Source organism: Roseomonas sp. CECT 9278 (assembly GCF_918698155.1).
Classification (GTDB): Bacteria; Pseudomonadota; Alphaproteobacteria; order Acetobacterales; family Acetobacteraceae; genus Neoroseomonas.
This window is the reverse complement of record NZ_CAKKLX010000010.1, coordinates 13,887-27,100: the sequence shown is the minus strand read 5'-3', so window position 1 is coordinate 27,100 and position 13,214 is coordinate 13,887. Positions and strand designations below refer to the sequence as shown.

The 13,214-nt window shown below is 70.7% G+C and carries 13 protein-coding genes; 4 read left to right on the top strand and 9 right to left on the bottom strand.

The window, feature by feature from the left end; genetic code table 11:
- Positions 1 to 55: 55 nt before the first annotated feature.
- The 4 genes from LQ222_RS08940 (at position 56) to LQ222_RS08925 (ending at position 4,495) form a co-directional block, all read left to right on the top strand.
- Positions 56 to 1,099 carry an ABC transporter permease gene (locus LQ222_RS08940; protein WP_230165897.1) on the top strand — a complete coding sequence of 348 codons (1,044 nt, stop codon included), beginning with the start codon at positions 56 to 58 and terminating at the stop codon, positions 1,097 to 1,099.
- Positions 1,096 to 2,769 (top strand): ABC transporter ATP-binding protein, encoded by a 1,674-nt coding sequence (locus LQ222_RS08935; protein WP_230165895.1) that lies wholly within the window; start codon positions 1,096 to 1,098, stop codon positions 2,767 to 2,769. The genes LQ222_RS08940 and LQ222_RS08935 overlap by 4 nt, the downstream gene beginning before the upstream one ends.
- A 321-nt stretch (positions 2,770 to 3,090) precedes the next feature.
- Positions 3,091 to 3,561 (top strand): hypothetical protein, encoded by a 471-nt coding sequence (locus LQ222_RS08930; protein ID WP_230165893.1) that lies wholly within the window; start codon positions 3,091 to 3,093, stop codon positions 3,559 to 3,561.
- A 1-nt stretch (position 3,562) separates the two neighbouring features.
- Complete coding sequence (locus LQ222_RS08925; RefSeq protein WP_230165891.1) at positions 3,563 to 4,495, top strand: glyoxylate/hydroxypyruvate reductase A; 933 nt, start codon at positions 3,563 to 3,565, stop codon at positions 4,493 to 4,495.
- Positions 4,496 to 4,537: 42 nt separating this feature from the next.
- Here the strand turns inward: LQ222_RS08925 and LQ222_RS08920 are convergent, their stop codons facing one another.
- From LQ222_RS08920 to gmd, 9 genes are all read right to left on the bottom strand, one after another.
- On the bottom strand, positions 4,538 to 4,933 hold the full coding sequence (locus tag LQ222_RS08920; protein ID WP_230165889.1) for a MarR family transcriptional regulator: 396 nt from the start codon (positions 4,931 to 4,933) through the stop codon (positions 4,538 to 4,540).
- 94 nt (positions 4,934 to 5,027) lie between these two features.
- Positions 5,028 to 6,413 carry a M17 family metallopeptidase gene (locus LQ222_RS08915; protein WP_230165887.1) on the bottom strand — a complete coding sequence of 462 codons (1,386 nt, stop codon included), beginning with the start codon at positions 6,411 to 6,413 and terminating at the stop codon, positions 5,028 to 5,030.
- A gap of 369 nt (positions 6,414 to 6,782) precedes the next feature.
- The gene (locus LQ222_RS08910; RefSeq protein ID WP_230165886.1) at positions 6,783 to 7,535 is read right to left on the bottom strand and encodes an SGNH/GDSL hydrolase family protein; all 753 of its coding nucleotides are present in this window, start codon (positions 7,533 to 7,535) and stop codon (positions 6,783 to 6,785) included.
- On the bottom strand, positions 7,532 to 8,419 hold the full coding sequence (rfbD, locus tag LQ222_RS08905; RefSeq protein ID WP_308071579.1) for a dTDP-4-dehydrorhamnose reductase: 888 nt from the start codon (positions 8,417 to 8,419) through the stop codon (positions 7,532 to 7,534). The genes LQ222_RS08910 and rfbD overlap by 4 nt, the downstream gene beginning before the upstream one ends.
- On the bottom strand, positions 8,419 to 8,979 hold the full coding sequence (gene rfbC / locus LQ222_RS08900) for a dTDP-4-dehydrorhamnose 3,5-epimerase (RefSeq protein ID WP_230165884.1): 561 nt from the start codon (positions 8,977 to 8,979) through the stop codon (positions 8,419 to 8,421). The genes rfbD and rfbC overlap by 1 nt, the downstream gene beginning before the upstream one ends.
- The gene (rfbA, locus tag LQ222_RS08895) at positions 8,976 to 9,857 is read right to left on the bottom strand and encodes a glucose-1-phosphate thymidylyltransferase RfbA (RefSeq protein WP_230165882.1); all 882 of its coding nucleotides are present in this window, start codon (positions 9,855 to 9,857) and stop codon (positions 8,976 to 8,978) included. Before rfbA ends, rfbC begins: the two co-directional genes overlap by 4 nt.
- A complete protein-coding gene (gene rfbB, locus LQ222_RS08890; protein WP_230165880.1) occupies positions 9,854 to 10,915 on the bottom strand; it encodes a dTDP-glucose 4,6-dehydratase in 1,062 nt (353 codons plus the stop codon). The genes rfbA and rfbB overlap by 4 nt, the downstream gene beginning before the upstream one ends.
- A 115-nt stretch (positions 10,916 to 11,030) precedes the next feature.
- Positions 11,031 to 11,990, bottom strand: coding sequence for a GDP-L-fucose synthase (locus tag LQ222_RS08885; RefSeq protein ID WP_230165878.1), 960 nt, complete (start codon positions 11,988 to 11,990; stop codon positions 11,031 to 11,033).
- On the bottom strand, positions 11,983 to 13,068 hold the full coding sequence (gene gmd / locus LQ222_RS08880; protein ID WP_230165877.1) for a GDP-mannose 4,6-dehydratase: 1,086 nt from the start codon (positions 13,066 to 13,068) through the stop codon (positions 11,983 to 11,985). Before gmd ends, LQ222_RS08885 begins: the two co-directional genes overlap by 8 nt.
- Positions 13,069 to 13,214 lie beyond the last annotated feature (146 nt).

Sequence of the window (13,214 nt, the reverse complement as noted above, 5' to 3'; positions counted from 1 at the left end):
CTTGGTGGGTGGGGTTCGGGGAGGGCAAAGCCCTCCCTGCGGAGCGCCCCGCGCCATGACGCTCACCCCGCTCACGCGCCGTCGCATCGCGAATTTCCGGGCCAATCGTCGGGGGTATTGGTCGGCGGTGATCTTTGCCGTGATTTTCGTGCTGACGTTGTTCGCGGAGTTCATCGCGAATGACCGCCCCTTGGTCGCGCGGGTGAACGACCAGTGGTTCTTCCCCGTGGTGGCGGATTATGCCGAGACCGACCTGGTGCCCGATGGCCTGCCGACCGGCAGCGACTATTGGCAGGACCGGGACTTCCTGAAGGATTTCGAGACGGCCGGCGGATGGGCGGTGTGGCCGCCGGTACGCTTCACCTATTATTCGATCGTGCGCGACCTTGATCATCCGCTGCCCTCGCCGCCGACGGCGCGCAATTGGCTCGGCACGGATGACAAGGGGCGGGACGTGGTGGCGCGGGTGATCTACGGCTTCCGCATCTCGGTGCTGTTCGGCTTCACGTTGACCATCGTCAGTTCCATCATCGGCATCGCGGCGGGGGCGGTGCAGGGGTATTTCGGCGGTGCCATCGACCTGTATTTCCAGCGCTTCATCGAATTGTGGTCGGGGATGCCGCAGCTGTACCTGCTGATCATCCTGGCCAGCGTGATCGAACCTTCGTTCTGGGTGCTGCTGACCTTCCTGCTGTTGTTCTCCTGGATGGGGCTGACGGGCGTGGTGCGTGCGGAGTTCCTGCGCGGGCGCAACCTGGACTACGTGCGCGCGGCGAATGCGCTGGGTGTCTCGCATGCCGCCATCATGGTGCGGCACATCCTGCCCAATGCGATGGTCGCGACACTCACCTTCCTGCCGTTCATCCTGGCGGGGTCTGTCACGGTCCTGGTCTCGCTGGACTTCCTGGGCTTCGGGCTGCCGCCGGGCTCGCCCTCGTTGGGTGAGCTGGTGAACCAGGGCAAGGACAACCTGACGGCGCCGTGGCTGGCGCTGACCGGCTTCTTCGTGCTCGGCACCATGCTCACGCTGCTGACCTTCGTGGGCGAGGCGGTGCGCGACGCCTTCGACCCGCGCAAGCTGCCGGGGGGGGGGCGATGAGCGCGTCCGATGGTCGCAGCGCCGAGGGGCGTGGAGAGCTGAATCGGCCGCGCCGCGCCGAGAATCCTCTGCTGCGTGTGGAGAACCTCACCGTCGCCTTCGGCGCGAAGCGCGTGGTCGAGGGCGCGTCCTTCACGGTCGATCCCGGGCAGTCCGTCGCGTTGGTCGGAGAGAGCGGGTCGGGCAAGTCGGTCACCGCGCTGTCCTGCCTTGGCCTGCTGCCGAGCGCGGGCAGCAATCCGGCAGGGCGCATCACGCTGGACGGCGTCGATGTGCTGGGCGCCCCGGAACGCGAGCTGCGCCGCCTGCGCGGTGGCGTCGCGGGCATGGTGTTCCAGGAGCCCATGACCTCGCTGAACCCGTTGCATACGGTCGGTCGCCAGGTGGGCGAGGCGATCACGCTGCACCAGCCGATGGCAGGCGATGCGCTGCGCGCGCGCATCATCGAATTGCTGCGCCGTGCCGGGTTTCCCAAGGCGGAGGAGCGGCTCGGCGCTTATCCGCACCAGTTGTCGGGCGGGCAGCGCCAGCGCGTGATGATCGCGGCTGCGCTCGCCAACGACCCGAAGCTGCTGATCGCGGACGAGCCCACCACCGCGCTCGACGTCACCATCCAGGCGCAGATCCTGGAATTGCTGGAGCAGTTGAAGCGTGAGCTCGGCATGGCGCTGCTGCTCATCACCCACGACCTCAACATCGTGAAGAAGCACGCCGATCATGTGGTGGTGATGAAGGATGGCCGCGCGGTGGAACAGGGCGCCGTCAGCCGCGTGTTTGCCACGCCCGCGCACGACTACACGCGCATGCTGCTGGCGACCGAACCGCGCGGCGCGCCCGCACCCGTTGCGGACGGCGCGGCGGAGATCATGCATGGCGACGACATCAAGGTCCGCTTCCCGATTCGCCGCGGCGTGATGCGCCGCGTGGTCGCCGAGGTGAAGGCGGTGGATGGTGTCACGCTCGGCGTGCGCGAGGGCGAGACGGTCGGCCTGGTCGGCGAATCCGGGTCGGGCAAGACCACGCTGGGCCTGGCCATGCTGCGCCTGGAATCCAGCGAGGGCGCGATCCGCTTCGAGGGCGCCTCGATCCAGGGCCTGACGCGCGCCGCGCTGCGCCCGCTGCGCCGGCGCATGCAGATCGTCTTCCAGGACCCCTACGGCGCGCTCTCGCCGCGCATGAGCGTGGCGGAGATCGTCGGCGAGGGCCTGGCCGTCCACGAACCCGGCCTGACCGCGGCGCAGCGCCACGCCGCGGTGGCGACGGCGCTGGAGGAAGTCGGCCTCGACCCCGTCATGGCCGAGCGCTACCCGCATGAATTCTCCGGCGGCCAGCGCCAGCGTATCGCCATCGCCCGCGCGCTGGTGCTGAAGCCGCGCTTCCTGGTGCTGGACGAACCAACCAGCGCGCTTGATGTCAGCGTGCAGGCGCAGGTGGTGGACCTGCTGCGCGGGCTGCAGGCGAAGCATCGGCTCGCCTACCTGTTCATCTCGCATGATCTGCGCGTGGTGCGCGCCATGGCGCACCGGATCATCGTGCTGAAGGACGGCCGCGTGGTCGAGCAAGGCGAGGCCGCCCGGGTTGTCGAGGCGCCGCGGCAAGCCTACACGCGCGCCTTGATGGCAGCCGCTTTCGACCTCCGGACAGAAGCCGCGCCCGGCCTGCGGACATGATCCGCGCCGCCGTGCGCGCCCACCCCACCGACCCGACGGATGTCGGATCGTGCGCATGCACGGTTCGGGAGCGCACAGCGCGACCCTGCCCCAACCATCCGCGGCCGCCGGGCGCACCAGCGCAGGGCGCGAAGGCAAGCCGGCCGGATGGCCGGCGGCCGCCGCTGGGGGGTCAAACAGGGACTCGGATCGCGCGCCTGCGCGATCCGGGAGCGCGCGGCGCGACCGCGCACAGGCTGCCCACCGCCACCACCGCAACAGTGCACGGCGCGCAAGCCAAGCCGGCGCATGCCGGCGCCCGGCGCCTGAGGGCATAGAAACGTGTCTTCCGAGCTCGACAAGCTCCGCGCGCTGATGGATGCCGAACACGTCAAGCTCGGCGTGCATATCCGCAAGATGAACTCCCCCGGATCGCCGGTGTACCAATCCTGGGAGAATGTCTGGCCGGCCGGCCTGATCCTCGCGCTGTCCTTCGCGGCGCTGAAATGGGGCGGGGCGCCGCTGGCGGCGCTGGGCATCGAGCAGGCGGGCGCCTGGGCCGGCACCATCGTGCTGGGCGTCGGCTGCTGGTGGTGGATGTACCGGGTGATGCCGCGGGTGAAGGAAGGCGTCTTCGACCGCACCGCCGCCTTCGCGCTGCAGTCGCCGGGGCATTTCGACGCGCTCTGGGCGAAGGGCGTGCTCAGCCTCTATGCCAAGATGCCCGACGGGACCGAGCGCGCGGCGACCGGCCGCAATTCCTGGCGCGACTTCGTCACCGCGATCGACACCGAATTGAAGGATGCCGCCTGACATGGCCGTTCTGCTCTCGACCAAGGCGCACACCATGCAGGACTGGAAGGATGCGCTGCTGGCGGTCGATCCGTCGCTGCAGATCCGCCTGTTTCCGGACGCCGGAGAACCCGCCGACATCGAGGCCGCGGTGGTCTGGACCGCGCACGACATGATGGAGCTGCGCCGCTACCCCAACCTGAAGGTCATCGTGTCCATGGGCGCGGGCGTCGACCATCTGTTCCGCCCACCGGGGCCCCCGCCGGGCGTGCCGGTGGCGCGGCTGCTGGATACGCGCCTGACCCAGGGCATGACGGAATGGGTGCTGCTGAACGTGCTGCGCTTCCACCGGCAGGATCCGGAGTACCGCGACCAGCAGGCGCGCCGGGTCTGGCACGAACTGCCCGCCCCGGAAACCAGCGCGCGGCGCATTGGCATCCTTGGCCTGGGTGAGCTCGGCAGCGATTCCGCCCGCGTGCTGATGGCGCTGGGCTTCCCGGTGATGGGCTGGTCGCGCCGGCCGAAGCAGCTGGCGGGCGTGGAGAGCTTCCACGGCGCCGAGGGCCTGCTGGCCATGGCGGCCAAGGCCGATATCCTGGTCTGCCTGCTGCCGCTGACACCCGAGACCCGCGGGGTGATCGACGCGAAGCTGCTGGCGGCGATGAAGCCCGGCGGCTTCCTGATCAATGCCGCGCGCGGCGGGCACCAGGTCGCGGCCGATGTGCTGGCCGCGCTCGACACCGGCCACTTGGCCGGCGCCGCGCTCGATGTGTTCGAACCCGAGCCGCTGCCCGCCGACAGCCCGTTCTGGTCGCATCCGAAGGTGGTGATGACCCCGCATGCGGCGTCCATCACCATCCCGTCCAGCGCCGCGCCGCAGGTGGTGGAGAACATCCACCGCGCGCGAGCGGGCCGGCCGCTGATCAACCTGGTCGATTTCTCGGCGGGGTATTGAGGCGCGGCGGCGGGGCGGTCCGGCGGCCACCCCGCGCCTGCGTCAGACGGCGCGCAGCGCCGGCTCGGTCTGCGCCGGCAGCAGGCGGACCTCGGCGGTCGCCTTCACCGCCTCGGTCATCACGCCGCGCAGGTCGCGCAGGAAATTCGTGCCCTTCGGGGTGCGCTGCACCAGCACCGACCGCCGATCCGCCGGGTCGACCTTGCGCCGCGCGAGATCGAGCTCGCCCAGCCGGTCGAGCGCCCGCGTGATCGCCGGCTTCGACACGTTCAGGTCGTGCGCCAGGCCGCGCACGGTATGCGGCCCTTCGCCCAGATAGACGGTGAGCAGCACCGCGAGCTGGCGGGCCGAGAGATCCGGCCCGTCGCTACGCACCAGGGCGACGATGGTTTCGCGCAGGATGCCGATCTGCTGGTCGGGATTGCCGTGGGTGGTCATGGTCTCAACTTCCTTCGTGGAACGCTTTGGGCGGGCATGCCGCCATCGTGGTGAAGGCCTCCCCCCGTGGAGGCCCTTGAACGGAATGAAACGATCAGCCGGCGGTGGTCGTTGCGTGCGGCCTGGCGAATTCCTCAACCATGGCGTGCAGTGCCCTGGCGCAATGGGCCTCGCCGCCCTCGGGCCGGCCCGGCCGGGTCGAATCGTTCCAGGCATAGAGATCGAGATGCGCCCAGGGGATCTCGGCCGGCACGAAGCGGCGCAGGAACAGCGCCGCCGTGACCGCCCCGGCCATCGGCTTCTGCGAGACGTTGGACAGGTCGGCGAAGGGGCTGTCGAGCCAGGAATCGTAACCGTCATGCAGCGGCAGCCGCCACATCGGGTCGTGCACCGCCTGGCCGGCCGCGAGCAGCCGGGCGGCCAGCGCATCATCGTTGCTGAACAGCGCCGGCAGGTCGGGCCCCAGCGCCACCCGCGCCGCGCCGGTCAGCGTGGCGCAATCGAGGATCATCGCCGGCTGCTGCTCGGCCGCGAAGGTCAGCAGGTCGCACAGCACCAGGCGCCCCTCGGCGTCGGTGTTGCCGATCTCGACCTTGAGCCCCTTGCGGGTCCGCAGCACGTCCATCGGCCGCATGGCGGTGCCGGAGACGGCGTTCTCGACCGCGCCGACCAGCACCAGCAGGCGGACCGGCAGGTCGGCGCGCATGATCATCTCGGCGGCCGCCAGCACCACGGCGGCGCCGCCCATGTCCTTCTTCATGCGCAGCATGCCGGCGGAGGATTTCAGGTCGAGCCCGCCGGTATCGAAGCACACGCCCTTGCCGCACAGCGCGACCAGCGGCCCGCCCTCGGCGCCGGTCCAGCGCAGCACGGCCACGCGCGGGGCGCGCGGGCTGCCCTGGCCGACCGCGGCGACGGCCGGGAAGCCCTGGTCCAGGCTGTCGCCCATCACGACCTCGCAGGTGCCGCCGTGCCGGGCCGCGAGCGCGGCGACGGCATCGGCCAGCTCGGCCGGGCCAAGGTCGGCCGCCGGGGCGTTGATCAGGTCGCGCGCGGCGCAGATGGCTTCGGCGGTCGCCACCGCGGTCCCTGCTTCCGCCGGGACCTCGAGCACCGCCAGCGAAGGCCCGCCGGATTTGTGGCGGCGCGGGCGATAGGCCCCGAGCGCCCATCCCAGCGTTGCCCGCGCGTGATCCTGCGGCCCGGGCGCGAGGCGCCAGGCGGTGCCCGCCGGCAGGCTGCGCGGCAGGGCACCGAAGGCCCAGGGGGCATCGTCCTGGCCGATCCCGACCACCGCGCCGGCCAGGCCGTCCTCGCCGGGCAGCAGCGCGGATTCGCCGGGCCGGGCGGTGAAGCCGGTTGCGCGCAGGAACGACGCGACGGCGGCGGGAAGATCGCCCAGGAAGGCGGTCAGCCCGTCGGTGCGGACCGCATACAGCGGCAGCGCCCCCATGGCCCTCGCGGTCAGGCCTTCCAGCATTGTCAGGCGGGTCCTTGCTGCGGTCGATGCCCCTGCATCGACAATTTCACGAACTTGTAAGACGCCATTTTGCTCCGGCTGACCAACGGAATCCAAGGTTTCCATTTCGCAGGAGGGTTATGCATTCGGTGCAACGCAATAATCATTGCATGCCTCGATGATTCTCCGGGTGGAAACATTGCGATGACGCGCCGTGAGCAGCCCTGGCGCCGGCCATGCCCGGGGGGCGGCTCCGCGACCGTTCGGGATTGCGCCGAACGGCGCAGTCTGGCGTCCGCCACCGGCTCTGGCCCGCACCGGGCCACCCCATGGCGATATCCCGCAGGGGTGGTCGGCCGGGGGAGGGGACCTGCATTCGCTGGCGGTCTTTCAGCGCCCCGCTTCCATGCGGCGCGCCGGCAGCCCGGCCACCAGGGCGGCCGACAGCGCCTCGGCGATGCAGGCATAGCCACGGTCGTTGTGGTGCAGCCCATCGGAGATCAGCAGGGCGTCGTTCGGCACCCCGGCCGCCGCCCAGGCATCCATGACCGCCCCGCGCGAGAACAGCGTGACGCCGGGCACGCCGGCGGCGGCCTCGGCCAGCATGGCGTCGTAGTCGCGGTGGCCTGGCCGTGCGGCGATGCGCGGGGCGCGCTGGTTGTCCATCAGCACCACATCGATGCCGGCAGTCCGCAGGCGCACCAGGCCCTCGCGCAGGAATCGGCGGAACGATTCGCGGTCCATGCCGCGCAACGCGGCATTGGCGCCGACCTGCCAGATGACCAGGTCCGGCCGTTCCGCGATGGCATCGCGTTCCATCCGGCCGAGCATATGGGCGGCATCCTCGCCGCCGGCGCCGCGGTTCATCACGGTGACGGCCGGGCCGGGCAGCGCGGCGCGCAGGCGCGCTTCCAGCCGGCCCGGATAGGCGCGCCAGGGCAGGCTGGCCCCGGCGCCGGCGGTCGAGGAGGACCCGAGCGCGACGATCCGCACCTCCCCGCCACGCGCCACCGCCGCGGCGAAGACCGGTGCGACGATCGGCGCGACGGCGACAGGCGGGCAGGCGGGGGCGGTCTCGGCCATGCCGCAGGCCGGCAGCAGGGCCGCCAGCAGGCCGACCACCCGCAGGCGCCAGCCGGTCACGGTACAAGCAATGCCTTGGTCACCCTGTCCAGCCCCTGTTCCCAGCGCGGCAACGCGACACCGAAGGTGGTGGCGAGCCGCGACGTGTCGAGCCTGCCATCCGCCGGCCGGGCCGCGCGGGTCGGGTAGTCCGCGGTGGTGATGGCCTGCACCTCGGGCCGCGGGCCGCCGAGCGGCGCGGCGGCGTCGAAGATGGCCCGCGCGAAGGCGTGCCAAGTGGTGAAGCCGCCCGACACCGCGTGGAACACGCCGCGGTGCTGGTCCTGCCAGCCGCCGTCGCGCACGCGCGCCAGCACGCCGGCGATCGCATCGGCCAGGTCGGGTGCGGCGGTCGGGCTGCCCTGCTGGTCGGCCACCACGCGCAGCACCGGCCGTTCGGCGCCGACCCGCAGCATGGTCCGCAGGAAGTTGTTGCCCACCGGCGAATAGACCCAGGCGGTCCGCATCACGATGGTCCGCGGGTTGGTGGCGAGCGCCGCCCATTCCCCGGCCAGCTTGGTGCGGCCATAGGCACCGAGCGGGTTCGGCGCGTCGTCCTCGACATAGGGCGCGCCCTTGCGCCCGTCGAAGACGTAGTCGGTCGAGACCTGCACCAGCGGGATGCCCAGCGCGGCGCAATGCCGCGCCACCAGCGCCGGGCCGATGGCATTCGCCATGAAGGCGGCGGCTTCCTGCTCCTCGGCGGCATCGACGGCGGTCCAGGCGGCGCAGTTCACCACCGCGTCGGGCCGCGCCGCGGCGAAGGCGGCGGCGATGGTGTCCGGCTGGTCGAATTCGAATTCCGGCTGGCCGAACAGGAAGGCTTCGAAGCCCTGCGCCGGCAGCGCGGCCTCCAGCCCGGTCGCGAGCTGCCCGCCGCGGCCGGTGACCAGGATGCGGCGCATCACCAGGACCCCTTGGGGAAGGGGGCGGGAATGTCGGCCAGCCGCGGCGCGTCGCGGTCCTTGTCGGACAGGATGGGCGTGCCGGCCGGCCAGGCGATGCCGAAGGCCGGATCGTTCCACGCGATGCCGCCATCCGCCGCGCGGTCATACGGCGCGTCGGTCTTGTAGAGCACCTCGGTATCCGGCAGCAGCGTGCAATAGCCATGCGCGAAGCCGCGCGGCACCCAGAGCTGTTGCCAGTTGGCGGCGGTCAGTTCCACCGCGACATGCTGCCCGTAGGTGGCCGAGCCCTCGCGGATATCCACCGCGACATCCAGGATGGCGCCGCGCGCCACGCGCACCAGCTTGCCCTGGGCGGAGGGCGGGCGCTGGAAATGCAGCCCGCGCAGCACCATCGGCGCCGCCGAGAAGGCGTGGTTGTCCTGCACGAAGTCGATGTCGAGCCCGTGCTTCGCGAAGCTGGCGCGCGACCAGACCTCGCTGAAGAAGCCGCGGGCATCGCCGTGGCGGGCGGGTTCGATCAGCAGCACATCGGGGATGGCCAGGCGTTCGACCTTCACGCGTGGCGCCCTTCCGCCAGTTCGCGCAGATAGGCGCCATAGGCGGTCTTGCCGAGCGCATCGGCGCGCGCCCGCAGCCCGGCCGCGTCGATGAAGCCCATGCGGTAGGCGATCTCCTCCGGGCAGCCGACCTGCAGCCCCTGGCGGTCCTGCACGGTCTGCACGAACAGCGCGGCCTGGAGCAGCGAGCCCGGCGTGCCGGCATCGAGCCAGGCGCAGCCGCGGCCCATCTGCTCGGCCCGCAGCGCGTTCAGGCCCAGATAGACCTTGTTGAGGTCGGTGATCTCCAATTCCCCACGCGCCGAGGGTGCCAGGTCGCGGGCGATCTGCGTCACGCGCTGGTCGTAGAAATACAGCCCGATGACGGCCCAGTCGGATTTCGGCTGGGCGGGCTTTTCCTCGATGGACAGCACGCGGCCGGTCGCGTCGAATTCCGCCACGCCGTAGCGCTCCGGGTCGGCCACGCGATAGCCGAAGACCGTCGCCTCGCCCTGTTCCGCGCGCCTGGCCGCCGCCTGCAACTGCACCGACAGCCCGTCGCCATAGATGATGTTGTCGCCAAGTGCCAGCGCACAGGGCTGCCCGCCGATCCAGTCCGCGCCGATCTGGAAGGCCTGGGCGATGCCCTCGGGCCGCGGCTGCTCGGCATAGGCGATGGACACGCCGAACTGGCTGCCATCGCCCAGCAGGCGCTGGAAATTCGGCAGGTCCGTGGGGGTCGAGATCAGCAGGATGTCGCGGATGCCCGCCAGCATCAGCGTGCCGAGCGGATAGTACACCATCGGCTTGTCATAGACCGGCAGCAGCTGCTTGGACGCCGCCAGCGTCATCGGGTGCAGGCGCGTGCCCGAGCCGCCCGCGAGCAGAATCCCCTTCATGCCGCCACCCCGCCCAGCCGCTGCCCGGCATAACGCTTTTCGCGGATCGGCCGCCACCAGGCTTCGTTCGCCAGGTACCAGGCGATGGTCTGCTCCAGCCCGCTTTCGAAATCATGCTTCGCGCGCCAGCCCAGCGCCGCCTCGGCGCCGGACGGGTCCATGGCGTAGCGGAAATCATGGCCGGGGCGATCGCGGACATAGGTGATGAGGCGCTCGCGCGGGCCGGCGGGATCGGGGCGCAGCCTGTCCAGCGTCGCGCAGATCGCGCGCACCACTTCAAGGTTGGTGCGTTCCTGGCGCGGCCCCAGGCAATAGGTGGCGCCGGGCACGCCGCGGAACAGCGCGAGGCACAGCGCCTCGGCGTGGTCCTCGACATGGATCCAGTCGCGGATGTTGGAGCCGTCGCCATAGACCGGCAGCGGCCGGCCCTCGAGCGCGTTCAGCGCCACCAGCGGGATCAGCTTCTCGGGGAATTGCCACGGCCCGTAGTTGTTCGTCGTGTTCGAGACGAAGGTCGGCATGCCGTAGGTGTGCTGCCAGGCCCGCACCAGGTGGTCCGACGCGGCCTTCGATGCCGAATACGGGCTGCGCGGGTCATAGCGCGTATGTTCGTCGAAGGGCGGTTCGTCACGCGATTCCAGCGAGCCGAACACCTCGTCGGTCGAGACGTGGTGGAAGCGGAAGGCGTCCTTCGCGGCGCCTTCCAGCGACGCCCAGTATTCGCGCGCCGCCTCCAGCAGCACCTGGGTGCCGACCACGTTGGTCTGGATGAAGGCGGCCGGGCCGTCAATCGACCGATCCACATGCGATTCCGCCGCCAGGTGCATCACGCGCGAGGGCCGGTGCTGCGCGAAGGCCGCGCGCACCGCCGCGGCGTCGCAGATATCCGCCTTCACCAGGATGTGGCGCGGGTGCGCCAGCCAATCCCCCAGGCTGGCGGGGCTCGCGGCATAGGTCTGGCAGTCGAGGTTCACCACCGCCTCGTCGGTCGTGGACAGCAGGCGGCGGACGACCGCCGAGCCAATGAAGCCAAGGCCGCCGGTGATCAGGAGGGGCATGAGGGGGTCCGGGCATCGGGGGTGGAACGGGTCTGCTGGCGCAACCGCAGCATGTGCCGCGATCTATCATCGAGGATCAAGGCAAGATCCGGGCGCCGCCGGCCATGCAGGCCGGTCACCGGCGCAACGACGTCTGGTCGAGGAACCAGCGATAGGTGCCCGCCAGCCCCTCGTCGAACCCGATCCGCGCCTGCCAGCCCAGCGCGGCGATCCGCGACACGTCCATGCGCTTCAGCAGCGTGCCGTCGGGCTTGGCCTGGTCCCAGGCGATGCGGCCGGCGAAGCCGGTGATGCGCGCGACATGGCGCGCCAGCTCGGCGATGCTGATGTCGCTGCCGGTGCCGATATTGAGGTGCCCTTCGCCGGAATACCGGGCCAGCAGGAAGGCGCAGGCATCCGCCAGGTCGTCGACATGCATGAACTCCCGCCGCGGCTTGCCCGAGCCCCAGCAGGTCACGACCTCCGTCCCCGCCCGCGCCGCCGCGTGGAAGCGCTGCAGCAGCGCCGGGATGACATGGCTGTGCTCGGGGTGGAAGTAGTCGCCGGGGCCATACAGGTTGCACGGCATGGCGGCGATGTAGTCGCGCCCGTATTGCCGCCGATAGGCCTGGCACAGCTTGATGCCGGCGATCTTGGCGATGGCGTACCACTGGTTGGTCGGCTCCAGCGGGCCGGTCAGCAGCGCATCCTCGGCGATCGGGTTCGCCGCCCGCTTGGGGTAGATGCAGGACGAACCCAGGAACAGCAGGCGGTTCACGTCGCAGCGATGCGCCGCCTCGATCAGGTTCGCCTCGATCATCAGGTTGTCGTAGAGGAATTCCGCCGGCAGCGTGTCGTTCGCCAGGATGCCGCCGACCCGCGCGGCGGCGACCACCACGGCGTCGGGCCTGGCGGCCGCCATGAAGGCCTCGACCTGGTCCTGCCGGCGCAGGTCCACCTGCGCGCGGTCGGCGGTCAGCACCTCCGCCCCCGCCGCCGCCAGGCGCCGCGCGCAGGCCGAGCCCACCATGCCGCGATGCCCCGAGACATAGACGCGCGCGCCGCGGAGCGCGAAGACCTCCGGCGCCTCAGCCATGCGGGCGATGTTCGGGCGCGCCCGCCGTCTCGTTGCGCAACACGTCGATGTCGGAGGCGACCATCTCGTGCACCAGCTCGGGCAGGCCCACGGTATGCGTCCAGCCCAGCTTGCGCTGCGCCTTGGCCGCATTGCCGATCAGCAGGTCGACCTCGGTCGGGCGGAAGTATTCGGGGTCGACGCGCACCAGCGTGCGGCCGGTGGCGCGGCACACGCCCACCTCCTCGACCCCGGTGCCGCGCCAGTCCAGCGCGATGCCGGCCTCGGCGAAGGCCAGGTCGCAGAAATGGCGCACGGTATGCGTCACCCCGGTCGCGAGCACGTAGTCGTCCGGCGTGTCCTGCTGGAGGATGCGCCACATGCCCTCGACGAAATCCTTCGCATGGCCCCAGTCGCGCCGGGCATCGAGGTTGCCGAGCCACAGGCAGTCCTGCCGGCCCAGGTGGATGGCGGCGACGGCGCGGGTGATCTTGCGGGTGACGAAGGTCTCCCCGCGGCGCGGGCTCTCGTGGTTGAACAGCACGCCGTTCGACGCGTGCAGGCCATAGGCCTCGCGGTAGTTCACGGTGATCCAGTAGGCATAGAGCTTGGCGGCGGCATAGGGGCTGCGCGGGTAGAAGGGCGTTGTCTCGTCCTGCGGCACGGCCTGCGCCTTGCCGTACAATTCGCTGGTCGAGGCCTGGTAGAAGCGCGCCGTCTTGTCCATGCCCAGGATGCGGATGGCCTCGAGCAGCCGCAGCGTGCCGATCGCATCCGAATTGGCGGTGTATTCCGGCGTTTCGAACGACACCGCGACATGGGACTGGGCGCCGAGGTTGTAGATCTCGTCCGGCTTCACCTCGGCCAGGATGCGGATCAGGTTGGTGGCATCCGTCAGGTCGCCGTAGTGCAGGTAGAACGCCACGTCCGGATCGTGGCGATCCTGGTACAGGTGGTCGACCCGCCCGGTGTTGAAGGACGACGACCGGCGCTTGATGCCGTGCACCACGTAGCCCTTCGCGAGCAGCAGCTCGGCCAGGTAGGAGCCGTCCTGCCCGGTGATGCCGGTGACCAGGGCGACCTTGCGGGGTTCGGGCATGGGCTACCTTCTCCGATCAGGCGGGCTCGACGCCGGTCCGTAACATCGACGCAGGGAAGGCGAAAGCGGCCGGGGTCACTGCGCCGGCGCCGCTGCCCTTCGCCTCGGCTCACGGCAGCGTCTCCGGCCTTCTGTTTTCGCGACCA